Genomic DNA, 26,757 nt, shown 5'->3' with positions numbered 1-26,757 from the left:
ATAAACAAAAGAATCAACGTAAGGAGTTGCATCGTGCGAAAACCGATTATTATTGGCGTGACAGGTGGTTCCGGTAGTGGCAAAACGACTGTCAGCCAGAAAATTTATGAGAGTGTTGCCGATCACTCGGTAGCCATGATCCAAGAGGACGCCTACTACAAATATTCCGAGTTGCCAATTGAACAACGGCGACAAATCAACTTCGATCATCCTTTGGCTTTCGACACTGACTTGTTGTTGCATCAGTTGCAACAATTGGTGAATCGAGAAGCAGTTGATCTTCCCATCTACGATTACTCATTGCGTAATCCATCTTCGGAGAAACGTCATCAGGAACCCAAAGATGTTATTATTTTGGAAGGCATTCTGATCCTTGATGATCAACGATTACGCGATTTGATGGATATTAAAGTCTACGTTGATACCGACGATGATATTCGGCTTTTGAGACGGGTACAACGTGATATTCATGAGCGTGGCCGTAGTTTGGATAGTGTCTTCACCCAATACTTAAAAACGGTTAAGCCCATGTATCACCAATTTATCGAGCCCACGAAGCGTTATGCCGATGTGATTATCCCAGAAGGTGGCCAGAATAGTGTAGCCGTCGATTTATTAGTCACCAAGGTACGCTCGATTTTAAAAATGGCAAAAGAAAATATCTAAAATCATTTGACAAATATTGATCTTGCACATATGATATTATCTTGAATATCAATTGTGAGATTGATTTTTATTATTAAATCTAGAGGTGTATGAAATGCCCGATAAAGTTTTTCCAATGACCACAGAAGGCAAGGCTAAGCTTGAGAAGGAACTCGAAACGCTAAAAACAGTCAAGCGGCCTCAAGTGATTGAAAGAATCAAGGTTGCTCGTGGTTTCGGTGACCTATCTGAAAACTCAGAATATGAATCTGCCAAAGATGAGCAGAGTGTAACTGAAACTCGAATTAGCCAAATCGAAGAGATGCTGCATTATGCGCAAGTCGTCGATGCCAGCCAAGTTGCACCTGATGAAGTTTCGATTGGCCGTCATGTCACATTTGTTGAGGTGGGCGAGACAGAACCAGAGTCTTATACCATTGTTGGCGCGGCAGAATCCGATCCAAGCGAAGGTAAAATCAGTAATGATTCACCAATTGCTAAGGCTTTGATTGGCAAGAAGAAGGGTGACACGGTCAGTATCGAAACCCCTGGTGGTTCATTTGACGTGAAGATCACCGAAGTCAAGTAATGATTTTGAATAGAAAGACTTGTTGCGGTTTCCTGTGACAAGTCTTTTTCGTTTGTCCGGATGAGATTAATTCAACACAAATTCAATGAGCAAGCAATTAGGATCATTCGTGAAACTAGGTCTCTAGACAGATGGTCATGTCGAAATGGCTTGTTATAATAGAGTAAAGTGATTTTTGGGGATGAGGATGAGGCATATGCAAAAAATGCTCGCTTTTTTCAGTATCATTGTGGCTGCCAGCTTTATTTTTCTAGGTTGGCAAGTTTTTAGTACGCCTTCTTCATTAGTACTGGTGATCATCAGTATTTTAGTTTTACTGTTGATCAATAAACGACGACAACAACATAAAAAAAATAATACCATGCTACTCTTCTTGGCTATCTTTCTAATGATTGTTGGGTTGGCCTCGAACGAAGCGTTCTGGCTGCTCATGTTCTTATTGCTGATCGGGGCAATTGTCTTTTTGCCGCGTCTATTTGGTGAGGGCAATCACTTCTTCTGGCAAAGGAAGAAATATGTTGCCCCTCAGATCGATTCGAACCCCGAAGCGGAGACTGATGAATGGCAGATGACGACCAATCAATGGTTGGGTGATCAAACAATTGGTAATCAAGTTTATCAATGGCACGATGTCAATCTTAAGGAACTCGCTGGCGATACGATTATCGACCTGGGTAATACACTATTACCTGTTAACCGAGAGAACGTTGTGATCCTACAGAAGGGGTTCGGGAACACGAGAATTTTGGTGCCTTTCGGAACTGGTGTTTACTTAGAACACGCCACTTTTATGGGTGATGTGAAGTTTTCAGATCAGCGGCACCCACTCAAGAATCAAACACTCCAAATTAAAACCCCAGACTACCAAAAGAGCGAGCGGCGCATCCGTATTGTGACGAGCATCTTAGTCGGGAACCTGGAGGTGGTCTACGTATGAGCCGTTTACGAAGCGTTTGGTTATTCACGCTGGTCATGCTGGGCACCTTGATTTTTTGCATGATTCCAATTCTTAGCATGGCAGGTGTTGGCCAAAATTGGGGATTATTACGTCTAACTTTAATGAATGAATTCTTCAATCTCCCTTTGATTTTTTATCTCGTGGTCGGTGCGGCATTGTTCAGTTTGTTGATCGTTTTACTGGTTAACTGGCTCTTTCGCCAATCGATTCGCCGTCAGCTTGCCGCCATCAATGGCATCCTTCACGGCACCTATATTGAGCAAGAAGTTAATGGTGGTGTCGATAACCTCGCACAAGAAGCACCAATTAGAGAACGCTATCAACAGTTGAATGAGAAAATTATCAGTTTGCAGCAGGAGTTACAAGTCTATTCGAACCAACCTTTGCGCTTCGAGGGTGACACCCGTGAAGAAATTTTGGAAGGTGAGCGTCATCGGCTGGCGCGTGAGTTACACGATTCCGTTTCACAACAATTATTTGCGGCAATGATGATGTTGTCAGCCTTAAATGAATCAGCGCGGCAGAACCAAATTGCTGAGAGTTACCAGCAGCTGATTACTAAAATTGAAGATGTGATCAATCAAGCACAGTCTGAGATGCGGGCGCTGTTATTGCATTTACGCCCAACAAGCTTGGAAGGTCGTTCACTCAAAGAAGGCATTATCCAGTTATTGAAGGAATTACAAACCAAGATCAAAATTAAAATTTCTTGGGAAATGGATGAAGTTAAGTTACAATCTGGAGTAGAAGACAATCTTTTTCGAATTGTGCAAGAGTTGCTGTCGAATACCCTGCGACATGCGAATGCCGATCAAATGCAGGTCTATTTGAAGCAGGTTGGTCAAACGGTGGTCCTACGTGTGGTTGATAACGGCGTCGGGTTCGACATGGAGCAACAAGAAAAAGCCGGTAGTTATGGCCTTACTAACATCAAGGAGCGCGCGGAATCTGTCGGCGGCACGATTAAAATTATTAGTTTCAAGAATGAAGGCACGAGTGTAGAAATTCGTGTGCCCATTGTAATGGAGGAAAGCCATGATTAAAGTATTAATTGTTGATGACCACGAAATGGTACGGCTCGGAATTTCAACGTATCTCTCGGTTCAACCTGATATGTCGGTGATTGCTGAGGCAGAAAACGGTAAAGAAGGCGTCGAGAAGGCGCTTGAATTACATCCAGATGCCATCCTAATGGACGTGGTTATGCCTGAAATGGATGGGATCGAAGCGACTAAAGAAATTTTGAAGCAATGGCCTCAGGCGAAGATTATTATCTTGACGAGTTTCATTGATGACGAAAAAGTTTATCCTGCAATCGAAGCAGGCGCTGCAAGCTACATACTCAAAACCTCAACTGCAGCAGAAATTGCCAAAACGATTCGCGCGACGGCTAATGGTGAATCGGTGCTAGAACCTGAAGTTACCACCAAGATGATGAACCGGATGTCGCAACGTAATCAGCCACAACTTTATGAGGATTTAACGGCACGTGAACGTGAAGTGCTGTTGCTAATTGCACAGGGGAAGAGTAATAAAGAAATTGCGGATGAGCTTTTCATCACCTTGAAGACAGTTAAAACGCACGTTTCAAATATTCTCGCCAAGTTACAAGTTGAAGATCGCACGCAAGCTGCAATCTATGCGTTTCAACATCATTTAGCAAAGTAAGTGAGTGCACATAGAATTGAAACACACCAGACTGTCAGATAAATTAGAGGTTATGGTTGCCGGAAATAACCAATTGATCCGCAAAATCAATAAAAAACCATTCAACTTAAATTCATTCCTGAATTTAAGTCTGAATGGCTTTTTGGTTTTGGTAGGATGAGTGCCACTGTCTTAATCAAAGAGATTAATGGCGATGGTGATAGCGTGTTCGGCGCCGTTGGATGAGGTAAAAAATGATTAGACTGATGGCAGTTAAGCATGTGATTACCCAGCCTAATCGCCAGCCATTAGGTTCATAATGCAGCTCGAAGTGATGTTTACCGGCGCTGAGTTTAGCCGATAGAAATGTGTCGAGCGTCTTCTCCAATGGCAATTTTTTGCCGTCAACGGTTAATTGCCAACCTTCATTATCGGGAATGGTGGTCATCAGCACTTGCCCAGATTCCGTGGTGAGCATTCCTTTGACAGTTGCCCCACTAACTTGTGTCAGTTTGGCATTTCGTTTCTGGAGCTGTGTAAATGCCTGCTTAACGGCGGCGTTATCGAGTTGATATAAGCTGAGTGCTTGTAACCAAACACTTGGCTTCTTGAAGCTGATCTGTATTTTAACGGTTTTGTTGATTTCACGGTTAGCTACATTTAACAAAATCGTATCGCGAAAGTTTTCGTTAATTGGAACGTGATCACCGCTCACTGTCACATCGACTTGCTCATCATTGACGTTACTTCCGAGGCTGAGATAGTACGCGTCATTTGTCGTCGGTTTGAAGGTGAACGTGACGGACGCCGGTAGATCATTCTTGGTTTTCGTGTAGGTGGCGTCTGGAATCTGTGCATTGCGTTTCACGTTCACTAAGTTGACCTGCTCAAAGTTAACCGTGCGGAAGAGGGTGTGATAAGACTGACTGCTCACGAGATCATTGACGATACGCTCTTGATTCAGAATGGGTTGGCCAGTCGTGAGTTTTGTCTTGAGAATGGCCTGATCAGCGCCGAAAACCAAGTTCAATGCTTGTGGGTTATTACGAATGAAGATCGGTCCGCTTTGTGTCGTGAGCGGGTAATTTTGAACATCGGGGCGCCATGAACTGATGGACAAGCCGGCTTGCAGGCCAGATACAGCTGGTAACAAGTCGTTGTCCGGATCACGATCGAGCCAAGTCTTGAAACCAAGCAAGCTGTCAGTCACCATCGTGCCATACTTATAGTTAACAAAATTATCACCGGCAGCTTGACCAATCTTGTCATAAAAACGCCCAATGATTGGATTTTGCATGGAATTAAAGTGAGCACCGCCTGCGTATCCGAATTGCATGGGATCATCGTTTGTGCGGTTGAATGTTTTTTCAAGCCGTGAGGTTGTGAGGCGATTTGTTGGTAACTTTTTCACAGCATCATTGACAATTGCCGTATAATTCCAGTATTCCGACTGATCCGTGTAAGAAATTTGATCGAGAGACGCCCGATAGTTCGCAATCGAATCGCCAATCAGGACCAGTGACATCACGATCAAGAGGATCTGACTACGTTGTGGAGAAAAGTAGAAGATCAACAGGAAGAAGCTTGCAATGCCAATGACGACACTAACGGTTGCGTTGTTGATTGTGAGGTATTCGTAGGTGCTCGTGTTTAGCAGAAGGTAGGCACACCAGGCAATCAAACTACCCCCAATGACCGTTAATTGCCACAATTTTAGCGCCACTCGTTGGCAGAGTGCCTCACTGGCTAAGACGATCAGCCAAGCACTGAAGATAAAACTAAACCGGGACGGATACCAGACAGGGAATTGTCCCCCGTGCCAGAGTAAGTCGAGCGGCTCAATAAAAAATGAGGCGATCAAAAAGAGACTCATTAATCCGGCCGTCAATTTTTGTCGCCAGGCAATTTGCGGTTGTAAGAAGAAGAGCAGCGCCAGTAACAAGACCAGCCCACCCGTGAAGATGTTGGCTTGCCCGGATGACATTTGGTCGAAGCTATAGCTACCGTTTGCGAGTTTTGTGAGGAGTTTCAGCGGATTATATTCGACGTTCCAGTGAATGCTGATGGCATTATAGGTTGCCTTTGTCGTTTTTAACTCGAGATAGGTGGGAATCAGCAGCCATGCATTGATGAGCCCAGCGGCGATCGATCCACCGGCAAATGCAAGGATGTTTTGGCCGAGCTTGGGTTTGAAAGGATGTCTGATCAGTAGTAAGTAAGCAAAATATAGAATACTGAACAGACAAAGCATGTACCCAATGTAATAATTGGTGAATAGACTAAAAGCTAAGGTTAAGAAATAAGGCCACCAACGCTGCTTTTTGACGAGATATTCAAGGCTCAATAACAAGAGTGGCAGTAGATAGACGCCGTCCAGCCACATGATGTTGAGCTGATAAGCGGTATTATAGCCGCACAACGCATAGGCGACCGCCAGTGCAATCTTGAGTAATCGGCTTAATTGCGGCCGATGGTGATTTAAGTAAATCGCCATGGTCAAGCCGCAGCTGCCGAGCTTTAAAATGGTAATCAGCCAGACACCCGCAGGCAACCACTTGCCAGGCGTTAATAACATGAGTAAATTAAATGGACTGAGCAGATAGTAGCTCCAAGTGCCCAGCATAGGTCCACCCATGCTACTGCTAAACGTGTACATCAACTGATCGGGATGACCCAAGATCACGCGGCGGTAATAACTGTAGAAGTCGATGTATTCCTGCCCTAGGTCAGTGGTCAACAAGGTATGATGACCAAAAGGAAATGTTTTTTGGACTAAAAAGTATAAGAAGACAGTTAAGGCAGGAATCAAAAAACTGACCAGATAAATCAGGCGAGACGAGTAATCATGTTGGTGTGAAAAATGACGTGGAATTTGAGCCATTGGAATCTCCTTCGATCAGATTGGCGCAAAAGAGGGCTGATTTGCCCTGAATTGATAAAAATTAGTGAAATCTACCGGCAGGCTTTGTCAGTACCGGCTTTTTTTGTTAGAATTGGGACAGCAATTAGAAAGGGGAACGCCCATCAAATGATGCGTCGTAGCAAAACCAAATCCAAGAAATCACCATTAAGATTTCGACTGAATCTTTTACTGTTTATTGCCTTTCTATTACTAGCTATTTTAGTCGCTCAACTCGGCTATTTGCAAATTGTTTACGGTGATAAATTCGAGGCTGAAATCGAAAGTACGGACAAAACAGTTGTGAGCGGTAATGTGCCTCGCGGAATGATTTATGACTCCCAGGGACGGACACTAGTTGGCAATCAAGCCGAGAACGCGATTACCTATACTAAAAGTATCAGTGTCAGCAGTGGTGAAATGCTAGTCACTGCGCAAAAATTAACCAATTATTTAACAGTTCCGGACTCAAAATTACAGAAGCAAGATGTTGCTGACTACTATTTGGCAAACTCGGATCACTATAAGGCAATATTAAAAAAGTTACCACGGGCGCAACGATACACCGCAACTGGCGATAACCTACCAGAGAGTAAACTCTATCATAATGCCAGTAAATATGTCATCGATCAGATGAAGCTCGATTTGACTGCAAAGCAGAAGCAAGTCGCGATTATTTATAGTAAGATGGCTTCGGCTTTCCAATTGTCTACGGTCTATTTGAAGGATGATCAGGTCACACAGACCGAGATTGCGGAGATTGGTGAACACTTGTCTGAATTACCTGGTGTGGGTGTTGGAACTAATTGGACCCGTAGTTATCCAAATGGCAACACAATCAGCAGTATATTAGGTAATGTCACGACTGAGAAACAGGGATTGCCAGCCGATACCTTGAAAGAGATGCTGGCCACTGGCTACTCACGCAATGATCGTGTGGGAAATAGTTATCTTGAGAAACAATACGAATCGATTTTGCGCGGGACCAAGTCGCAGAAGCAGGTCACGGTCAATAATAATAATCAAGTTTTAAAAGAAGTCACAGAATACGCTGGAACCAAGGGGAGTAATCTAAACTTAACAATCGATTCTAATTATCAAACCAAAGTCGAACAAGCTTTGCAAAGCAACTTTATGGCTGCCAAACGAGCGGGAGCAACGGGCTATTCAGACGGGGCTTATGCGGTTGCTATTAATCCTAAGACGGGTGCGATTTTAGCAATGGCGGGTCTCCAGAATAATCCTAAGACGGGTAAGATAACCGATGATGCGCTAGGTGTGATCAACCGGACGTTTGTCATGGGGTCGGTTGTGAAGCCAGCAACGGTTCTCGGGGCCTTGATGTCTGGAGTCATCACCCCGAACAACACCACGTTGCCAGATGATGCCATTTATTTACCAGGTACGCCTATCAAGAAGTCATGGTATCCTGCTGGAACCTTCAGTACGATGACCGCACAGCGTGCGCTGGAGATTTCGAGTAACACTTACATGATGCATTTAGCATTGCTCGAAGGACACGCGACTTATCGACCAAAATCTTATATTAAGATGGACAACGATATCTTCTCGAAGATGCGTGGCAATTTCGAACAATTCGGTCTGGGTTACAAGACCGGGATCGACTTACCCGGTGAAGTTAATGGCTTCTTGGGCTCAACAACGAATGAATATGATCAAGTAAAATATGGTAGTGCGCTAGACTTGAGCTTCGGGAACTATGATGCCTACACGATGATCCAGGTGGCACAATATGTTTCCACAGTTGCTAACGGTGGTTATCGAATGGAACCTTATCTGGTTAATTCGATTCAGAAGACAACCGAATCTGGGAAAAAGGGGGATGTGATCTATCAACATCAACCCGTTGTTCTCAATCAGGTAGCATTTACGAGTGCGCAATTAAATGTTGTCAAAACCGGGATGTACAATGCAGTCAACGGCACTGATTCGTATGGCACCGCACATGCCTTAAAGGGTCTCGATCCTAAAGTTGCTGGGAAGACAGGGACGGCTCAATCATTCTATTATGATCAGGACAATCCCAACAATCCTAACCCGCCAGAAACGACGTCACATTCGTTCATTGGCTATGCACCAGCTGACAACCCAAAGATCGCCATTGCGGTCATGTTTCCGAACTTTACTAAGTCGAGTGCGTCGACTTACACCATGAATTTAGCTAAGCAAATGTTTACGGATTATTTCAAGATCGAGGGTAAAGATTAACCGTCAATAAAAAATGATCAAAAATTGAAAAATGAAGATAAATTTTATGGTATTCACGATTAATTTCTGCTATACTTGTTAGAGTCGTGAGTACCACGGAGTTCATCAGAATGGAGGGTCACATATGAGAGTTCATATTACTATGGAATGCACTGAATGTCATGAACGGACTTACTTATCAAATAAGAATAAGCGGAACAATCCAGATCGCTTAGAATTAAAGAAGTATTGCCCTCGTGAACGTAAAGTTACTTTGCATCGCGAAACCAAATAACTGAGATAAATCGTGGGTCATTAAGGCTCCAGAATGGCTGATTCACTTTATGTGAATCGGCCATTCTTTCTTTATCGGATTGGATAAAAGATGGTCAAAAAGAAAGAATTGCGACAGCAACAAATTGAAAAAATGCAACAACTCGATCGAACAACCCGCAAACAATATGAGCATGATCTTTATGACCAATTGTTCGCAGATCCCGACTTTCAAGCCGCAGATTCAATCGGGGTGACCTACAGCAATGTTTTTGAGATCAACACGTTGCCAATCATCAAGGAAGCTTGGCAGCAGGGAAAGGAAGTTTATCTTCCGAGAACGAATCCTGAGGGTCATCAGATGAATTTCATCCAATACGCTAAAGGAGATAAACTAGAGCGTTCGAAGTTTGGCGTATTAGAGCCACTCGAGAATCCAGAATCAACCAATAATTATTTGGATTTGATCATTGTACCTGGATTAGGCTACACGAGTTATCCACATTGGCGGGTTGGTTTTGGTGGCGGTTATTATGATCGCTTTCTTGCCAAGTATCCAGCAACGACGATTTCACTGGCTTTTCCGTTTATGGCCTTCGAATCGCCGGAATGGACAACCTATCCGCATGATCGTTTAATCAATCGTGTGTTAGTTGCGAAAGGATCGTGATTGCTTGACTAATCGTTGGACACGTCGTTTTCGAGGACTAAATTGGGTGATGCTATTAATTTTAGCAGCTCAATTAATTGTTTTTGCAGGTGAGACGTTTAGTGGCGGGAGTGAAAATGGTCTCGTGTTGCTCCAGTGGGGCGCTAAATTTAATCCCATGGTTAAATTTGGGCAGTGGTGGCGCCTGATTACGCCTGTATTTGTTCATATTGGCTTCATGCACATTCTCGTCAATTCGTTTACGTTATATTATATCGGTGGCGCGGTTGAAGAAATGATCGGTCATTGGCGTTTCTTCCTCGTGTATTTCTTGAGCGCGATCAGTGGAAATTTGATGAGTTTCGCATTTGGTGGCAATGCATTGTCCGCCGGTGCAAGCACGGCCTTGTTTGGCTTATTCGGGGTTTATATTGCGCTGGGGATCGTCTTTGATGACAGCTATTATTTTAAACAAACCGGACGTCAATTTCTTATGTTGGCTGGGCTGAATCTGATTTTTGATGTTTTTGCACAAGGCATCGATATTTGGGGACACATCGGCGGTTTGGTTGGTGGATTCCTGCTGATCATTGCCTTTGCGCTGCCTGGTCAAAAATTACGCAAAGGCGTGATTTGGCAAATTGGCGCATCCGCCTTATTTTTAGCAATTTGTGCTTTCTTATATTGGCTAGGAATGGTACGCTAATATGGTGAATAATGAGTTACAATTCAGACATTACTATGATGTTGAACAATTATTAAAGCGTTTTGGTATCTACGTATACATGGGTAAACGGTTGTGGGACATTGAAATGACTGGTGTGGAGTTACAGAAGCTACACGATGCCGGCTTGATCTCGGACCCAATCTATATGCATGCAAAAATCGTGTTAAGACATGAACACGAATTGGAACTAAAACGTTCTGACAATTTCAAGGAGGATCAATAGCACAGCATGGAAGATCAAAAAATTATTGGGATCGATCTTGGCGGTACGTCGATCAAATTCGCGATTTTAAATCAAGAGGGCGAGATTCAACAACGCTGGAGTCAAGAAACGAATATTCTGGATGAAGGCAGTCATATTATTCCGGATATTATTGAATCAATCAATCATCATCTTGATATTTATGACATGAAACCAACACAGTTCTCTGGCATTGGGATGGGTTCTCCTGGTAGCGTTGATCGCGAGAATGGAACTGTTATTGGTGCCTTTAATTTAAACTGGAAGCAATTGGTTTATCCTAAACGCGACATCGAAGCAGGAACGCATATTCCTTTCTATATCGATAACGATGCTAACGTCGCGGCCTTGGGTGAACGTTGGAAGGGCGCCGGTGATAATCAACCTGATGTGACTTTCGTGACCTTAGGAACGGGAATTGGCGGCGGTATTATCGCAAATGATCGTTTGTTACATGGTGTTTCAGGCTCTGCCGGTGAAATTGGTCATGTGACCGTTGATCCTAAAGGTTATCTGTGTACCTGTGGCAAGCATGGTTGTTTGGAGACCGTTGCGTCTGCGACCGGTGTTGTGCGTGTTGCTCGCGATATGGCTGAAGAATACGCTGGCACGGCTAAACTCAAGGAATTATTGGATGCTGGTGAAGAAATTTCGTCTAAGATTGTCTTCGACCTTGCAAAAGAGGGCGATCCTCTAGCAACAGCAGTTGTTGATCGTGTCAGCTACTACCTTGGTTTTGCTTTAGCAAACATTGGCAATACCTTGAATCCATCATTCATCGTTGTTGGTGGTGGCGTCAGTGCAGCTGGTGAATTCTTGCTAGATAAAGTACGTGTTGCCTTCGCTCAGAATACCTTCCCTAATGTCCGTGAAAACACCAAGATTCGTTTGGCAACGTTGGGTAACGAAGCCGGCGTCATTGGTGCAGCGTCATTAGTGTTAGAAAATAACAAAGATTAAGGATGTCTACGAGTATGGTTTTATTAGCGTTAAGCAAGTGGGGAATTGTTAATATTGTTCTTGGATTAATTCTTTTGTATATGGTTGCTAACTGGGGAATTGTTAAAATTCGTGGTCAACGACTGCATGGCGCATTGACTTCTGAAGAATTTGAGAAAGACATGCGTAAGTCACAATTGATTGATCTTCGCGACAAGAAAGATTTTGATAAGGCGCACATTTTAGGTGCACGCAGTATGCCGTCAGTCTCAGTGAAAACTTGGGAAAATGAATTACGAAAAGATTTACCCGTTTATTTGTATGAAACTGGTGAGAACATTTCGATTCGAATCGCCCTTCGATTGAAGAAGGCTGGCTTTACCGATGTGAAATGGCTCAAAGGCGGCTATGGCAAATGGGAAGGCAAAGTTAAGAAGACTGAGAAGAAGTATTAGATTGAAGATGGTCTGTCTAGGGAAAGCCATCAGTGCTGGTTTACATTGACGACTTTAACTGCAACAACCTTCAGATTTTAGGACATAAAAAAACGAATGCAGAGGAAATCTCTTCATTCGTTTTTTACTATCATCATTACTCAGTTTTAGCCTTGATGTGCTGCGTGACTCTTACGGTTAGCACGTCTACGGTTCTCTTCAACTTTGTTATCGAATTCTTCTTGTGGTTCAATGATTGCCTTCTTGAATGCAAATACGGAACCTGCAACCGCACCCAAGGTAGTTAAACTACCAATCAAAAATCCTTTTGCAAAATGTTTTGCCATTGAAATGACCTCCTTTGAATTCCCACACATGCGATAAGATGTGTGATGATTTCTATACCCATATTATCGCGTATTTACACAAATATAGCAATTAAGAACCAACGAATTAGCAGGTCATTTTTGAACACTGAATGTAGAAATGAGGCTATTATGCAACCTAAAGTACTTGTAATTGTTGGACCGACTGCGGTGGGCAAGACAGCACTTAGCTTGTCACTTGCGGAGAAATATCAAGGCGAAATTATCTCTGGCGATTCGATGCAGGTCTATCGACAACTCGACATTGGCACGGCGAAAGTGACACCAGCAGAACGAGGAACAATTCCTCACTTCTTGATCGATATTCGGGAGGTGACCGAATCGTATTCGAGTTTTGACTTCAAGCAGTTGGCCACTCAAAAAATTCATGAGATCACTGCACGTGGTCATTTGCCAATTATTGTAGGTGGCACCGGTATGTACATCGCGAGCTTGTTGAAAAACTTCAATCTAGGTGGCGATAAAGATGATCGGGAACGCCAACAAATTCGTCAAGCGCTAGAGATAGAACTCGATCAAATCGGCTCACAGCAACTCTGGAAACGATTAAATCACATCGACCCAGATGCTGCGGCCAAGATTCCCGTTCAAAACTCACGCCGAACGATTCGTGCATTGGAAGTGATTCAACAAACCGGTCAGCTTTTCTCAGCACAACCATTGTTAGATCCTGAGTTTGATGCGACTATTATTGGCTTGCAAACCCAACGCGAACGATTGTATCAACGAATCAACCAACGTGTGGTTCAAATGATCGATACCGGCTTGATCGACGAAGCGGCTTGGCTCTTTCGGCATGTCTCGACAGAAAGTCAATCGGCAAAAGGAATTGGCTATCGTGAGTTTCCACCCTACCTTGCAGGTGAGCAAAGCTTGGCGCAAACTATCGAGCAGATTCAATTGGATTCTCGGCATTATGCTAAACGACAACTCACTTATTTTCGACACCAGTTGCCAACCACATGGTACGACTTACTTGAAGATCCAGCAGCCTCACAACGAATTGAACATAAGCTCGAGACTTGGTTGGAAAAATAATTGGTCCGATGTTAGCTTTTATGACATGATTTATTGCATTGTACCAACCATCTTGGTATGATGGGAAATGTTAGGAGTGGATGACTATGGATCAGGAACAATTACAAGCTGATCTTGCAATTTTGCCAATTGGTACAGCTATTAAGCTGACAGGTTTGACGGCACGCCAAATTCGTTATTATGAAGCTAACGACCTAATTTCAATTGCACGAAGCGATAGTAATCAGCGATTGTTCTCATTGAATAATCTGCAACGATTAATGCAGATTAAGCGACTACTGAATGATGAACATCATCTCGATCAAGTTCGTCAGCTCTTAGCTAAGATGGATGTTGATCATCTTGAACACCACGAAAATCGTGTACGTCGTAATCTGAAAGATGAAGTTTGGCTAGCGAGTCCCTTCAGCCGAGCATCTGCCAATAGCCGTCAGAATCCATTCCTGCACTCTTGAGAGTTGAAGGTCACATCGTCCCAAGCTACTTTCGAATTTTAGCAGGGGACATCTGAGCACATATTACAGCAACCAAGTGAGGAGAATATATGGTGAAAAAAGTTTATACAGCCACAGAAATTAAACAGATCATTCTTGATGAAAACGTTCAGTTCCTGCGGTTAATGTTTACGGATATCAATGGGGTCATCAAAAACGTTGAAGTTCCAGCCGATCAGATCGACAAGGTTCTAGGCAACAAAGTCATGTTCGATGGCTCGTCGATTGATGGATTCGTGCGAATTGAAGAAAGTGACATGCTTTTAATTCCAGATTTATCGACGTTCTTGATTTTTCCTTGGGGATCTGAGCACGGAAAGGTTGCGCGGTTGATCTGCGATATCTTCACGCCTGAGGGTGAACCATTCATGGGCGATCCACGGAATAACTTGCGCCGTGTTGTCGATCAGATGAAGGCGGAGGGCTACTCAAGCTTCAATATTGGACCTGAGCCCGAATTTTTCTTATTCAAACTAGATGCTAATAACAAGCCAACGCTAGATTTGAACGATGACGGCGGCTACTTTGACTTCGCGCCTGTCGACCTCGGTGAGAATTGTCGTCGTGATATCGTGCTTGAGTTGGAAAAAATGGGTTTTGAAGTTGAGGCGAGTCATCATGAAGTCGCTCCTGGCCAGCACGAAATCGACTTCAAGTATGCGGATGCCGTTGAGGCTGCTGATAACATTCAAACCTTCAAGTTAGTGGTTAAGACGATTGCACGTAAACACGGACTGCACGCCACCTTCATGCCGAAGCCGTTGGAAGGTATCGCCGGTTCAGGTATGCATATCAATATGTCACTTTCTAACTCAGCGGGCAATGCTTTCTATGACGAAAAAACACCAGATAAGCTTTCAGAGACTGCTAAACACTTCATTGCGGGTCTATTGACGCATTCACGCGCACTAACTGCCATCAACAATCCAACCGTTAATTCGTATAAACGGTTGGTGCCTGGCTTTGAAGCACCGGTGTATGTGGCTTGGTCAGGGCATAACCGTTCGCCATTGATCCGTGTTCCTCAAGCACGTGGGTTGTCAACACGATTAGAATTACGGAGTGTTGACCCTGCAGCTAATCCATATCTGGCGATTGCTGCAATTTTAGCGAGTGGGTTGTCCGGATTGCATGATAATCTGCCAACGCCGGAACCTATTGATCGCAATATTTACGGTATGACCTCCGCAGAACGGCATGCGGCTCATATCACTGACTTGCCTTCAACGTTGCATAATGCGTTGAAGTCACTCGAGAAAGACGATATTGTCAAGGACGCACTCGGTTCGCACCTTTATCAAAGTTTCCTCGATTCCAAGCAACTTGAGTGGGATTCTTATCGGCAAACAGTTTCCGATTGGGAAAGAGAACAGTACTTGTCATTATAAATCAATGCGTCTCGTCTCACGTCTTGCCGCGATAACGGCGCTAATGCTAATAAAGAGGACCCAGATGGCTTCTGCCTTTCTGGGTCCTCTTTATGGATTCAAATGCATTTATTAACGATGACGAAAAACCATCACCATGATAAGTGGGTTTCTTGAGCTAACCTTGATGGATCGTCAAATTGGAATTTGCCAAATCAATCGTATATTCGAGGTTATTCTCGTGACGGATGGTCATGCCCATATCCGTTGCGTAGATAATCAAGCCAAGTTGGCGACCCGCAGGTAAATGATAGTATGTGGGTTGTAATGGCAACTGGAGATCATAGTATGTTTCAGGTTGAACTGCTTCGTTTTGATACGCGGTTGTTCGATTTTGCAAGTTAATGTGCGATTTTGCAATTAATTTGGCTGGCGTTGCTTGTGAAGCCTGCTTAAATGCCATAGTGTTTTCTTGTTTGCCATGATAGCCCAATTCACGCGCTGCAAATTCGAGAATTTGTGGTCGTGTCGTTAAACGATTGGCTTCACCGTAGTCGACCAGCATCGCACTGATCAAGCCATAGTTGGCAGAACTCTTGACCCGTAAGTTCAACACAGGACGGCCGGTAATTAGAAGCTCATTGCTCAAGCTAGATGTCTTAAGAACGACTTGATTTTGACTGAAACGAGGGTCTTCTTGTATGAAGGCTTGCTCCCAAGCCAGGTCTTTTAACTTGCTATCATGGAAAGCTTGCACGCCGTCATCAACGAATCGTACCTCTGAATCACCTTTATGATCAAAATCGATGGCAAGGTTATAGGATTTTTGAGCCGTTGCCTGCCAATCGTCTGGAGTTTGCCAATCGCTTTCGTTGAGGTTGCTTTGAATCAGGTAGTCAGGGAAGATTTGGTCGGCATGATTCTCTTGCTGGAAGAGCTTGTTGGTCAACCAAAGATTGATCAAGTCATAGAAGTCTAAACTTGGGAAGTTATTGATATAGATGTGTTGACCCTGATGTAAAATCACCTTGTGTGCAATACCGGCTTCTTTGAGCACTTGATTAAGCTTGAAGACATTCTTAGGCTTAACGTTCCAGTCATTCAATCCGTGAACACTGACGATCGGACATTTCACCTTCGCAATATCACGACGATAATTGCGAACTTCCCAGAAGTGGTTGTAACTACCGGATTCGCGATCTTGATCGTGGATCATTTGCTTTAATTTATGGTCATAGAATGCTTTGATTTTTGCGTAATCACCGGCATCTTTCTGGCGGCTGAAGCATTCATTGGTCAAAACGTTTGCATCTTCACCCTGGAACGTTTCGGGTGCAACGACGAGGCCGTGTTCACGATAATAATCGTACCAACTAGAAATGGCTGCTTCGGAAATAACCGTGTCCAAACCAGCAACACCAGTTGTTGCCGCAGCGACTGCTAATGTTCCAAGATAAGATTTCCCAGTCATTGCCACGTGCCCGCTGCACCAGTCGGCAATCACTTCATCTTGACGTGAACGATCTGTGTAAGCCCGACGATCACCATGAAGCCATTCGATAATTGCAATGGTCGATTTTGTCTCTTCAGGAGAACCACAAGTGCGAATCCCATCGGATCCACGTGTGCCAATCCCAGCGGCATAGACAGATGCGAATCCACGTGCTAAGAAAAAGTCGCTCAATGTAACCGTCCCAACATTGTTTGGGGTGATCACGCTGGGATGATTGGCAAAGGGATCATTTTGATTGTCGGAAACAGGTTTAGTGCTGAACTCATGGAATTGATCGAATTTGTCGACAGCTTCGCGTGCATCTCCAGGATTTTTAATAGCCATTGGAACATCGACGTCGTTCATCTTTGTATCGGTCGTACCCAAGAAGTAGGGATTTGCCGTATAGAGTGCGGGCAACTTGATGAATGAATTGGCAACTTTTGGCCGGATGATGGTCGTTTGGAGCAAGTCGCGTTGTCCATCGTGGTCGGTGTCCAAGTCAGATTCGACGTAGACAACCTCGCGAATGAATTGATCAGCTGCAAATGTTGCTTGGGCCTTACCGTTGAAAAACAGCGGACGTTGTTGTTTGCGTGCGTTTAAGTTGGTTGCAAAGTAACCACGATTTGCCAAATTATCCAAGAACAACAAACCATTTTGGCAACGTGTATTTAAGAGTTGATAGATTGCAGTCGTAAACGTATTAAAATCAAAGTTAGTTTCGTCGAGATAAGGCAAGTCAAACTTAGTCATCGCAAATAGCGGATCTGCTAAAGAGAAATCTTGCGGTGAGAAGAATCCCAATAGTTGTAAAGCGACATTGTAGAACGCTTTTGAGTTGAAAGTCTCGTTTATGCGAGCTAAGTATGAGAATAAATCTTGATTTTCATCGACCAATAAGTTATGAAGCTGGGTCTCTAGGGTGACTTGTGAGCGGAAATCAGGTAAGAAGTGACGGTAAACATGTTGAGCGACTTGCCCGAAAGAATATTGAGCTAAATCAACAGGATAGAGATCAATCTCCTGCAATTCGAGAATTTGTTGGTCCAGTGTAGGTAAAGTTTTTGCAAATTGATGATATTTCATTGCTTTCCTCCAAGGTTTGATTGACAATCATGATAGATTTTGACTATAATAATTAAGTTGTCGGTGCAGTAGCTCAGCTGGATAGAGCAACGGTCTTCTAAACCGTAGGTCGTGGGTCCGAGCCCCACCTGCATCATGAATATATTACCATTTTAGCACTATGATAAGCTAGACAGTATGAAAGAAAAGCTTGATTTTGAGCTGGATTCCAATAGTTAGATTAAACCTTTAATCTTGGAACCGGTTCACTACAAGCTTTTTATTTTCAGGTCAATCAGCATTCGCTTGGTCTGAATTGCCAAACTAGATCTACGGGGCTGTAATAGCGATTGATTAATTTAAAGAAATTTAGACAATTATGGCCATAAATCCCGCGAATGTGTTGCAGTTTGCGGGATTTTTTGGTAAAATGATTGAGTTGTATTTGTGAACTCCACAGCTGCAACCGCACAATCAGAGGCCATAAAGCGAAAGCTGCCTCTTTTGGCGAGTCTGAGATTATAGGAGGTGCACGTAGATGTACGCAATTATTAAAACTGGTGGCAAACAATATAAAGTCGCAGCCGGCGAAGCTGTTTATGTTGAAAAGCTTGACGTAGAAGCTGGCGAAAAGGTTACTTTTGACGAAGTAATCTTAGTCGGTGGAGAAGGAACAACTAAGGTTGGCGCGCCAACACTTGAAGGTGCTAGCGTTGTCGGAACGGTCGAAAAACAAGGCCGCGAAAAGAAAGTTGTCACTTATAAATACAAGCCTAAGAAACATCAACATCAAAAGAAGGGCCATCGTCAACCATATACAAAGGTTGTCATTGACTCAATCAATGCTTAATTAGCAGACGGAGGTGCATCGCAATGGAAATGCATAATTTACAGTTCTTCTCTCACCATAAGGGTGGCGGTTCCAGTGCAAACGGTCGTAACTCTGCTGGTCGTCGTTTAGGTGCTAAACGTGCCGACGGACAAACTGTTACTGCTGGTTCAATTCTTTATCGTCAACGTGGCACGAAGATTCATCCAGGTGTCAATGTTGGCCGCGGTGGGGACGATACTTTATTTGCACTTACTGATGGCGTCGTTAAATTCGAACGTCTTGGCAAGAATCGCAAACAAGTTTCTGTTCAACCAGTCGTACAAGAAGCGTAATTCGTAGAATAACGTGTAAAAAAAAGAGGTCATACTCAGATAACCTGAGTATGACCTCTTTTTAACTGATGAGAAGTCGTTGCAAAGTGGTAACTAGTTATCGAGAGCCGAAAGCAAATGAAGAGATAGACGAAGAGAAGTATGGGAGTATGCTCGAAAAGCTGGGCTTGCGGTGGTCACATAATTGGCCTAGAATAAATTTCAACCGATTGATTGGGCTAAATACGTTGCCCAATTGAAATTACTAAATTTATAAATGGAAGTGTGTCTAAAATGACGAGACTAAATAATTTAAGAACTAAAATGAAGGATCAACAAATTGACGCGCTGTTAGTCACTGACACCCGCAATGTCACTTATCTCAGTGGCTTTACTGGAGACGAGAGTGTCTTATTGATTGGGCCCAAGCAAGCCTATTTTATCACGGATTCCCGTTACACCGAACAAGCTGCCCAACAAGTTCAAGATTTTGAGATTATTGAGTATCATCAGGGACTCTTTGCCGAAGTGAATCGCTTGGCGGTTGCCGATCAGCTGAATGCGGTCGCGTTTGAGGCTACTCACATGAGCTATGCCGAGTACACGCGATTACAACAAGTATTAGCAGGCATTTCATTGCAACCCATTTCGGGCGTGATTGAGCAGTTGCGTGAGGTCAAAGATGCCCACGAAATCGAGTTGATCAAACAAGCCATCAAAATCACGGATGATTGTTTCGACTTTTTGCTAGGCTATGTGCAACCTGGGATGACGGAAAAAAGTGTGGCAACCGAAATGGATTATTTTATGCGTCAGCATGGCGCTTCAGGGACTTCCTTTGAAACAATTGTTGCATCCGGTTATCGGTCTGCTTGGCCACACGGAACGGCCAGCGAGAAGCAGATTGCCAATGGCGAGCTCGTCACTTTCGACTTCGGATGCTACTATCAAGGTTATGCGTCTGACATGACACGGACAATTGCGGTGGGTGATCCTGGAGCGGAAGCTAAAAAAATTTATCAAATCGTCTTAGAAGCTAATCGTCAGGTGGTCGAGGTTTGCAAGCCAGGTGCGACGGGCCAACTAATCAATGATACTGCACACAATTATGTTGCTTCTCAAGGGTACAGCTTTGGTCATGGGACGGGGCATGGCATTGGACTCGATATACATGAAGGTCCTGGAGCTTGGGGAATCTATAACGCACAACCACTCGTGCCTGGAAATGTCGTGACCGACGAACCTGGTATCTATGTGGAAAATCTTGGCGGTGTTCGGATTGAAGACGATCTGTTGATCACCAAGTCAGGCTGCGAAGTCTTGACCAAGTCACCTAAAGACGAATTAATTATTTTGTGATTTGTTGGTTTTAAGAGCGAGAATGACTGATTGTAAACAGCCGTCGTAGAACGCCTGTTTTTTATGTGGGTTTCTGGTATAATGAACAAGTGTAAAATTTAGAAGTGACTCAGGCCGGCCGAATCGGTCTGTTTTCTGTTGGTCAGTTGCAATTAAAGACGAAAATCTGGTCATGTATCGATTGATTTCTCGTATCATGAGGGAATTTACACCGATTTGGTGTGTCTCTTTTGACACTTCGGCTTGCATTGTTGTACCTTGGCTTGATATAGTAGACATAATGAATAGTAAGTGAGGCATAAATATGATTTCAGTAAATAACTTTAAGAACGGCTTGACCATTCAAGTCGATGGTGACTTATGGCGCGTCGTTGAATTCCAGCACGTTAAGCCTGGTAAGGGTAGTGCGTTTGTTCGTTCGAAGCTGAAGAATTTACGGACGGGTGCCGTTCAAGAAAAAACATTCCGTGCGACTGAAAAGATTGAAAAAGCACAGATTGATAGTAAACAGATGCAATATCTGTATGCAGACGGGAGTAACTATGTGTTCATGGATACAACGACCTATGAACAATTAGAATTACCCGGCGATGAGATCCAAGACGAACTCAAATATCTGAAAGAAAACATGACTGTCGGTGTCCAAATGCACGGCTCAGAAACATTGGGTATTGATCTGCCAAACACGGTTGATTTGACCGTTACCGAAACAGAACCCGGTATTCGTGGCGATACTTCTTCGGGTGGTAGCAAACCTGCAACCATGGAGACTGGCTTAGTTGTTCAAGTGCCATTCTTCATCAATGCAGGCGACGTTTTGACCATTAATACGACAGATGGTAGTTATATTTCACGAGCAAACAGCTAGGAGGTCAAGAAATGGCTGAAGAACAAAATATTTTGTTGACGCAAAGTGACACGCAAGCTGGCACAATTCAGATCGCCCCACAAGTTTTGGAAGTCATCTTAGGCATTGCGGCTAAACAGGTCGATGGTGTCTTTGAGATGCGCGGCCATTTGACCAATAACATCAAATCATTGCTGGGTCGTCAAGATCATGGACGCGGTGTTGAGTTATCCGTTGAAGGTAATCAGATCAACGCTGATGTTTATGTCTATCTTAATTACGGCGTTTCTGTACCTAAAGTGGCCCTGGCAATGCAAGAGTTGCTGAAGGAACAGCTGTATTACATGACCGATCTTCAACTAAACGAAGTTAATATTCACGTCGATGGTATCATTCCAGAAAAAGCAGAGAAGATCGATCCTAGCACCTTTTTTGCGGATGCCATTAATGACCAGAAGAATCAAAAAGCCGCTGAACAAACGGCGGGTGAATAACTGATGCAATTAGATCGACATCAAGCACGCGCAATTGCGTTTCAAGCGTTATTTATTCTGACCAGTAATCCTGAACAATCCGCAACTGCAGCCATTCAGACGGCTCTGAGTGCCAATGTGAAGACGGTCAATTTGAAAGACGAGCCGCTCATTGAATTAAATGCCAACGATCCGAATCAAGTTTACGCCGAACAATTGGTGCGTGGTGTGACGGAAGAAGAGGCAGTCTTAGATGCGGCAATCGCACCGAAACTCAAGGGTGGCTGGACGTTGAAGCGTCTTTCAAAAACTGATCTTTTGATTTTACGTTTAGGTCTATATGAGATTCGTCACAGCAATGTCCCTGATTCCGTTGCTATCAATGAAGCTATTCAACTCGCTAAAGAGTTTAGTGACGAGCAGTCGGCTAAGTTTATCAACGGTGTGTTGGCGACTTTCTTGAGTACGACTAGTTCTAAATAAACATTTCACAGATAACTGCCACAATTTGGCTAGTGTAGACTTTTACGTTTACTGCGCTGAAGCGGCAGTTTTTATTTTTTAAGTAGAGGAATGAGCGTCATGAGTACGATTCTAGATGGCAAAAAAGTGGCGGCTGCTTGGCGATTGGAAACGCAAATTCGCGTCAGCCAACTGCTTGAACATCAAGTAGTTCCTGGATTAGCGGTTGTTTTAGTCGGACATGATCCTGCAAGCGAGATTTATGTTCGCAATAAAGTAAAACAAGCGACTAAAATCGGCATTTATTCGGTGGTCAAACGCTTGCCCGAAGACACCAGCGAAGTGGCATTACTCCAGGTGATTCGCGAGCTTAATGCGGATCCGGAAATCGATGGGATCTTAGTACAATTACCTTTACCGGATCAGATCGATGAAGAGACAATTTTACTTGCGGTGGATCCGAATAAAGACGTTGATGGGTTTCATCCCTACAACTTTGGCCGATTATGGTCAGGGCAACGCGGACTGGTTCCGGCAACTGCTGCTGGAATCATGAAGTTGCTGGCAGACTACCGGATTTCCGTTGCAGGCAAAAACGCCTTGGTGATTGGTCGTAGTTTGATTGTTGGTCGACCATTAGCTGCGTTATTATTAGCAGCCAATGCGACTGTGACGATTGCCCATTCTCAGACTCAAAACGTTGCCCAGCTGGCGCAGCAAGCCGATATTGTTGTTGCAGCTTTGGGCGTGCCTAAGTATGTGACGAGTGACTTCATTAAACCGGGTGCTGTTGTGATCGACGTCGGTACTAATCGTGTAGACGGCAAGCTGGTTGGTGATGTTGACTTCGATTCGGTCGCATCGAAAGCGGCTTTCATCACACCAGTACCAGGTGGCGTTGGTCCGATGACAATTGCGGCCTTACTGAGCCAGACGGTTGATCTAGCTCAGAAGCGCCAATGATTGTGTTTAAACCAGTGACATGGACAATGATATAATTTGGCGAGAAGAGGCGACAACTTATGGTGACTGATGATGAGTTTCTAACGGTCACGCAATTAACGACTTATTTGAAGCGTAAGTTTGATTTTGATCCTTATCTTCAGAGGGTCTATTTAACTGGCGAATTATCTAACTTTCGTCTACGGCCGAACAGTCACCAGTATTTCTCATTGAAAGATGAGCATGCAAAAATCAACGCAATTATGTTTAAATCAGCGTTTCAGAAGGTTAAATTCACGCCCGAAGAAGGTATGAAGGTTCAAGTTGTGGGTCGCTTAGGACTATATGAAGCTTCAGGTAGCTATCAAATCTACGTTGAGCGAATGGAACCCTTAGGTGTTGGTGCACTCTATCAAGCCTACGAACAATTAAAGAAGAAACTGGCCGCTGAAGGACTCTTCGACGTAAATAAGCGGCTATTATCCAATTATCCCCAACGGATTGCTGTGGTGACCAGTCGTTCAGGTGCGGTCATTCGCGATATTGTCACGACATCTCATCGACGCGATCCAAAAGTCCAACTTGTTTTGTTTCCAGCAGTTGTGCAAGGGGATGCGGCAGCACAATCTTTAGTTGACCGATTACACCAAATTTACCAATTAGGTGGATTTGATACGATTATCATTGGTCGTGGCGGTGGTTCAATTGAGGATTTATGGCCATTCAACGAAGAAAAAGTTGCGCGAGCAATCGTCGAGAGTCCAGTCCCAATTATTTCCTCAGTCGGTCATGAAACGGATACCACGATCGCAGACTTAGTTGCAGATGTTCGAGCTGCAACGCCGACTGCAGCTGCAGAATTAGCAACACCACAACTTAGTGAGCTATTATTGTCGATTCAACAACAGCGCTTTCGACTAATTCATAGTTTTCAACGTTCATTGCGTCTTTGGCGGCAACGGCTCACTCAACAACAGCAAAGTTTTCTATTTCAACATCCTGAGCGATTATATCAAGGCTATGCACAGCAACTGGATTTATTACAGCAACGTTTCGTTCGTGCGCAAGTCGATTATTTGCGAACACGGCAGCAACAACTTCAGCAAGTTCAACAGCGCTTGTTACGGCAAACGCCGGTCAATCGCGTCACTAATCTAACGTTACAAGTTGATAACTTGCAACAACGATTACTGCGGAGTTTTAAGACGGGCCTGCAACAGAAACGGCAAGACATTCAGCATCAAGTTGCTGCGTTGGATCAATTGAGTCCACTGAAGACCTTGGCACGCGGCTACACGTATGCAACCGACAATGAGGCACAGCCATTGACTAAGCGTGCTGACTTTGAGGTCAATCAGGAATTCCAGCTACATTTGCAAGATGGTAAGCTTCTAGCCAAAGTCGTCGAAAAAAACGACTGATAATTGAGTAAATGGCCAGTAATGGCCCTAATTTGAAGAGGTGTCGATCATGGCAACAAAACAACCAAATTTTGAAACAGACTTGGCAACATTGACGCAACTTGTCAATGAGCTAGAACAGGGCAATGTTCCGCTAGAAACTGCGCTAACAAAGTTTAAAGAAGGCATCGCACTATCGCAATCGTTAGAAAAGACGTTGAAACAAGCGGAGGACACCTTGACTAAAGTGGTCAATGAGCAAGGCGATGAATCATTGTTGGATGAGCAATCGTTACCTACCAGCGATGAAAATTAGTTCTGTTTAAGCCTTGAGGAGAGATAGCATGGATGAAAAGTTAACGCGGTTTGTACAGGCGCAGCGTCCTGTTCTCAATCAATTCTTGGAGGATCAATTAACACGTGATGTGGCTCAACCCACGCTTGCACGTAGCATGAGCTATTCGCTTTTGGCGGGTGGCAAACGTTTACGGCCACTCTTATACTTAGCAACAATCTTTTCCTTTGATCAGTCTGTTGATTTGACCCAGGAGTTGCCTATTGCTGGTGCCATCGAACTGATCCATACTTATTCATTGATCCATGATGATTTACCTGCGATGGATAACGATGATTATCGCCGTGGCCGCCTTACCAATCATAAGAAGTTCGGAGAGGCGATGGCTATTTTGGCCGGTGATGGTCTACTGACATTGGCATTTGAATGGGTCGCTAAATCACCAGTGGATCCTCTAGTGTTATCAGAAATGATTCGGGTGTTGGCGCAAGCAAGCGGACCTTCAGGGATGGTGGCAGGTCAAGCCATCGATATCGAACAGACAGGTCACCCTTTACATGAATTGGCTGCCATACAACAGCTTGACGCACTGAAAACTGGCCGGTTACTCACTGCACCGCTACAGATGGCATCGATCAAGCTCAAGCTCGACGAGCGATTGCGGCAGGCACTGGTCGAATTTGGCCAACATTTCGGAGTTGCTTTTCAAATTTACGATGATCTACTAGATTTGACGAGTACCCGAGCGGCTCAAGGTAAACAGGTTCACAAAGATGAGGCAGCGGGAAAGAATACTTATCCAGAACTTCTCGGAATTCCCCAAGCACGGCAGCAATTGCAAACGGAGCTGGACCAAGCACATTTAAGTTTAACTGCAGTTACTGAAGGAACGTCGTTTAATCCAGAATTATTGTTAAGCTTCTTAAGTTATTTTGATGAGGAACGTGAATCGTGAAAAAAGAACGTGTCGATATTTTACTCGTCCAGCAAGGTCTCTTTACATCGCGCGAACAAGCCAAACGTGCTGTGATGGCAGGACAAGTAGTTGGTAAAAATGAAGAACGACTGGATAAACCAGGAGAAAAAATTGATCCTGAAATTCGTCTGCGGGTTAAAGGTCAAGTCAACCCCTATGTTTCGCGGGGTGGGTTTAAATTAGCGAAGGCTTTAGATGTCTTCAAAATTAATCTCAAGGATCTATTAGTTCTTGATATTGGCGCGTCAACCGGTGGTTTCACAGATGTTTCACTTCAGCATGGTGCACGGATGGTCTATGCGCTTGACGTCGGTTATAATCAACTTGCGTGGAAATTACGCGAGGACGACCGAGTTAAGGTCATGGAGCGGGTAAATTTTCGGTATAGTCAGCCACAAGATTTCGACGAGGGGTTGCCGGATTTTGCGGTCACTGATGTCTCGTTTATTTCGTTGAAGTTAATTTTGCCACCATTGACGAAAGTCTTAAAACCTGACGGCGGGCTCGTTGCCTTGATTAAGCCTCAATTTGAAGCGGGTCGGGAAGCGGTCGGCAAGCATGGCATTGTTCGTGATCGTAGGGTGCACGAGTCGGTTTTGAATGAAATACTAACTTTTGCCGAGACAACCGGCTTTAAGGTTTGTGGACTGGATTTTTCACCCATCACTGGGGGCTCGGGAAATATCGAGTTTTTAGCGTACTTTAAACTGGAGCCACAAGCAATCGTGCAGAGATCGTTCGATGCGGAAATCAAACAAGTCGTTGATGAAGCTTGGCAAGTTCTCTTAGCAAAGTAATTGGAGTAG

Annotated in this window: 29 protein-coding genes, 1 tRNA gene and 1 other annotated feature; of the genes, 27 read left to right on the top strand and 3 right to left on the bottom strand. The window is 44.0% G+C overall.

Annotated features, from left to right (window positions below; translation table 11 throughout):
- Positions 1-33: 33 nt before the first annotated feature.
- The 5 genes from udk (at position 34) to FC15_RS01120 (ending at position 3,860) form a co-directional block, all read left to right on the top strand.
- On the top strand, positions 34-666 hold the full coding sequence (gene udk / locus FC15_RS01140; RefSeq protein ID WP_235803300.1) for a uridine kinase: 633 nt from the start codon (positions 34-36) through the stop codon (positions 664-666).
- A 94-nt stretch (positions 667-760) separates the two neighbouring features.
- A complete protein-coding gene (gene greA / locus FC15_RS01135) occupies positions 761-1,234 on the top strand; it encodes a transcription elongation factor GreA (protein WP_057823082.1) in 474 nt (157 codons plus the stop codon).
- A gap of 196 nt (positions 1,235-1,430) precedes the next feature.
- Positions 1,431-2,171, top strand: coding sequence for a cell wall-active antibiotics response protein LiaF (liaF, locus tag FC15_RS01130; RefSeq protein ID WP_057823080.1), 741 nt, complete (start codon positions 1,431-1,433; stop codon positions 2,169-2,171).
- The gene (locus tag FC15_RS01125) at positions 2,168-3,235 is read left to right on the top strand and encodes a sensor histidine kinase (protein ID WP_057823077.1); all 1,068 of its coding nucleotides are present in this window, start codon (positions 2,168-2,170) and stop codon (positions 3,233-3,235) included. Before liaF ends, FC15_RS01125 begins: the two co-directional genes overlap by 4 nt.
- On the top strand, positions 3,228-3,860 hold the full coding sequence (locus tag FC15_RS01120) for a response regulator transcription factor (RefSeq protein ID WP_057823075.1): 633 nt from the start codon (positions 3,228-3,230) through the stop codon (positions 3,858-3,860). The genes FC15_RS01125 and FC15_RS01120 overlap by 8 nt, the downstream gene beginning before the upstream one ends.
- Positions 3,861-4,044: 184 nt before the next feature.
- Here FC15_RS01120 and FC15_RS01115 read toward each other — a convergent pair whose 3' ends face one another.
- Positions 4,045-6,720, bottom strand: a complete 2,676-nt coding sequence (locus FC15_RS01115; protein WP_057823073.1) for a YfhO family protein — start codon at positions 6,718-6,720, stop codon at positions 4,045-4,047.
- A gap of 150 nt (positions 6,721-6,870) precedes the next feature.
- Here FC15_RS01115 and FC15_RS01110 point away from each other — a divergent pair, with 150 nt between their 5' ends.
- From FC15_RS01110 to FC15_RS01085, 7 genes are all read left to right on the top strand, one after another.
- A complete protein-coding gene (locus FC15_RS01110) occupies positions 6,871-8,967 on the top strand; it encodes a peptidoglycan D,D-transpeptidase FtsI family protein (RefSeq protein ID WP_083479025.1) in 2,097 nt (698 codons plus the stop codon).
- Positions 8,968-9,091: 124 nt separating this feature from the next.
- Positions 9,092-9,241 (top strand): 50S ribosomal protein L33, encoded by a 150-nt coding sequence (rpmG, locus tag FC15_RS08925; protein WP_083479021.1) that lies wholly within the window; start codon positions 9,092-9,094, stop codon positions 9,239-9,241.
- Between the two features lie 90 nt (positions 9,242-9,331).
- Positions 9,332-9,889, top strand: a complete 558-nt coding sequence (locus FC15_RS01105) for a 5-formyltetrahydrofolate cyclo-ligase (RefSeq protein ID WP_057823069.1) — start codon at positions 9,332-9,334, stop codon at positions 9,887-9,889.
- Between the two features lie 49 nt (positions 9,890-9,938).
- On the top strand, positions 9,939-10,574 hold the full coding sequence (locus FC15_RS01100) for a rhomboid family intramembrane serine protease (RefSeq protein ID WP_057823067.1): 636 nt from the start codon (positions 9,939-9,941) through the stop codon (positions 10,572-10,574).
- Position 10,575: 1 nt separating this feature from the next.
- A complete protein-coding gene (locus FC15_RS01095; protein WP_057823065.1) occupies positions 10,576-10,818 on the top strand; it encodes a YqgQ family protein in 243 nt (80 codons plus the stop codon).
- 6 nt (positions 10,819-10,824) lie between these two features.
- Complete coding sequence (locus FC15_RS01090; RefSeq protein ID WP_057823064.1) at positions 10,825-11,796, top strand: ROK family glucokinase; 972 nt, start codon at positions 10,825-10,827, stop codon at positions 11,794-11,796.
- A gap of 14 nt (positions 11,797-11,810) precedes the next feature.
- A complete protein-coding gene (locus tag FC15_RS01085) occupies positions 11,811-12,230 on the top strand; it encodes a rhodanese-like domain-containing protein (RefSeq protein ID WP_235803298.1) in 420 nt (139 codons plus the stop codon).
- 146 nt (positions 12,231-12,376) lie between these two features.
- Here FC15_RS01085 and FC15_RS01080 read toward each other — a convergent pair whose 3' ends face one another.
- Complete coding sequence (locus FC15_RS01080; protein WP_057823060.1) at positions 12,377-12,556, bottom strand: DUF3042 family protein; 180 nt, start codon at positions 12,554-12,556, stop codon at positions 12,377-12,379.
- Between the two features lie 150 nt (positions 12,557-12,706).
- Between FC15_RS01080 and miaA the strand changes: the two genes are divergently transcribed.
- The 3 genes from miaA (at position 12,707) to glnA (ending at position 15,515) form a co-directional block, all read left to right on the top strand.
- Entirely contained in the window at positions 12,707-13,633 is a 927-nt protein-coding gene (miaA, locus tag FC15_RS01075; protein ID WP_057823057.1) for a tRNA (adenosine(37)-N6)-dimethylallyltransferase MiaA, read from the top strand.
- An 86-nt stretch (positions 13,634-13,719) separates the two neighbouring features.
- Positions 13,720-14,088, top strand: coding sequence for a MerR family transcriptional regulator (locus FC15_RS01070; RefSeq protein ID WP_057823054.1), 369 nt, complete (start codon positions 13,720-13,722; stop codon positions 14,086-14,088).
- 89 nt (positions 14,089-14,177) lie between these two features.
- On the top strand, positions 14,178-15,515 hold the full coding sequence (gene glnA, locus FC15_RS01065; RefSeq protein WP_057823052.1) for a type I glutamate--ammonia ligase: 1,338 nt from the start codon (positions 14,178-14,180) through the stop codon (positions 15,513-15,515).
- Between the two features lie 157 nt (positions 15,516-15,672).
- Here the strand turns inward: glnA and FC15_RS01060 are convergent, their stop codons facing one another.
- Complete coding sequence (locus FC15_RS01060; RefSeq protein ID WP_057823050.1) at positions 15,673-18,075, bottom strand: Xaa-Pro dipeptidyl-peptidase; 2,403 nt, start codon at positions 18,073-18,075, stop codon at positions 15,673-15,675.
- A 62-nt stretch (positions 18,076-18,137) separates the two neighbouring features.
- On the opposite strand from FC15_RS01060, the gene FC15_RS01055 reads away from it, so the two are divergent.
- The 12 genes from FC15_RS01055 to FC15_RS01000 all read left to right on the top strand — a co-directional run bounded on the left by FC15_RS01055 (position 18,138) and on the right by FC15_RS01000 (position 26,748).
- Positions 18,138-18,211: transfer RNA gene (locus tag FC15_RS01055), tRNA-Arg, on the top strand.
- 297 nt (positions 18,212-18,508) lie between these two features.
- Positions 18,509-18,579 (top strand) — a sequence feature (ribosomal protein L21 leader region).
- Between the two features lie 13 nt (positions 18,580-18,592).
- The gene (rplU, locus tag FC15_RS01050) at positions 18,593-18,904 is read left to right on the top strand and encodes a 50S ribosomal protein L21 (protein ID WP_057823048.1); all 312 of its coding nucleotides are present in this window, start codon (positions 18,593-18,595) and stop codon (positions 18,902-18,904) included.
- A 23-nt stretch (positions 18,905-18,927) separates the two neighbouring features.
- A complete protein-coding gene (gene rpmA, locus FC15_RS01045) occupies positions 18,928-19,218 on the top strand; it encodes a 50S ribosomal protein L27 (RefSeq protein WP_057823046.1) in 291 nt (96 codons plus the stop codon).
- Between the two features lie 273 nt (positions 19,219-19,491).
- Entirely contained in the window at positions 19,492-20,556 is a 1,065-nt protein-coding gene (locus tag FC15_RS01040) for a M24 family metallopeptidase (RefSeq protein WP_057823044.1), read from the top strand.
- A 304-nt stretch (positions 20,557-20,860) separates the two neighbouring features.
- A complete protein-coding gene (efp, locus tag FC15_RS01035) occupies positions 20,861-21,424 on the top strand; it encodes an elongation factor P (protein WP_057823042.1) in 564 nt (187 codons plus the stop codon).
- An 11-nt stretch (positions 21,425-21,435) separates the two neighbouring features.
- A complete protein-coding gene (locus FC15_RS01030; protein WP_057823040.1) occupies positions 21,436-21,897 on the top strand; it encodes an Asp23/Gls24 family envelope stress response protein in 462 nt (153 codons plus the stop codon).
- A gap of 3 nt (positions 21,898-21,900) precedes the next feature.
- Complete coding sequence (nusB, locus tag FC15_RS01025) at positions 21,901-22,359, top strand: transcription antitermination factor NusB (RefSeq protein WP_057823038.1); 459 nt, start codon at positions 21,901-21,903, stop codon at positions 22,357-22,359.
- A gap of 99 nt (positions 22,360-22,458) precedes the next feature.
- Positions 22,459-23,301: a bifunctional methylenetetrahydrofolate dehydrogenase/methenyltetrahydrofolate cyclohydrolase FolD gene (folD, locus tag FC15_RS01020; protein ID WP_057823035.1), complete on the top strand. Its 843-nt coding sequence runs from the start codon at positions 22,459-22,461 to the stop codon at positions 23,299-23,301.
- 59 nt (positions 23,302-23,360) lie between these two features.
- Positions 23,361-24,701 carry an exodeoxyribonuclease VII large subunit gene (xseA, locus tag FC15_RS01015; RefSeq protein WP_057823033.1) on the top strand — a complete coding sequence of 447 codons (1,341 nt, stop codon included), beginning with the start codon at positions 23,361-23,363 and terminating at the stop codon, positions 24,699-24,701.
- A 49-nt stretch (positions 24,702-24,750) separates the two neighbouring features.
- Positions 24,751-24,996 carry an exodeoxyribonuclease VII small subunit gene (locus tag FC15_RS01010; RefSeq protein WP_057823031.1) on the top strand — a complete coding sequence of 82 codons (246 nt, stop codon included), beginning with the start codon at positions 24,751-24,753 and terminating at the stop codon, positions 24,994-24,996.
- A gap of 28 nt (positions 24,997-25,024) precedes the next feature.
- Positions 25,025-25,930, top strand: a complete 906-nt coding sequence (locus FC15_RS01005; RefSeq protein WP_057823029.1) for a polyprenyl synthetase family protein — start codon at positions 25,025-25,027, stop codon at positions 25,928-25,930.
- Positions 25,927-26,748, top strand: coding sequence for a TlyA family RNA methyltransferase (locus tag FC15_RS01000; protein ID WP_057823027.1), 822 nt, complete (start codon positions 25,927-25,929; stop codon positions 26,746-26,748). Before FC15_RS01005 ends, FC15_RS01000 begins: the two co-directional genes overlap by 4 nt.
- Positions 26,749-26,757: the final 9 nt, after the last annotated feature.

The organism is Lapidilactobacillus concavus DSM 17758, assembly GCF_001435835.1.
Lineage (GTDB): Bacteria > Bacillota > Bacilli > Lactobacillales > Lactobacillaceae > Lapidilactobacillus > Lapidilactobacillus concavus.
Note: the sequence above shows the minus strand (reverse complement) of the source record. Positions and strands in the feature narration are given on the sequence as shown.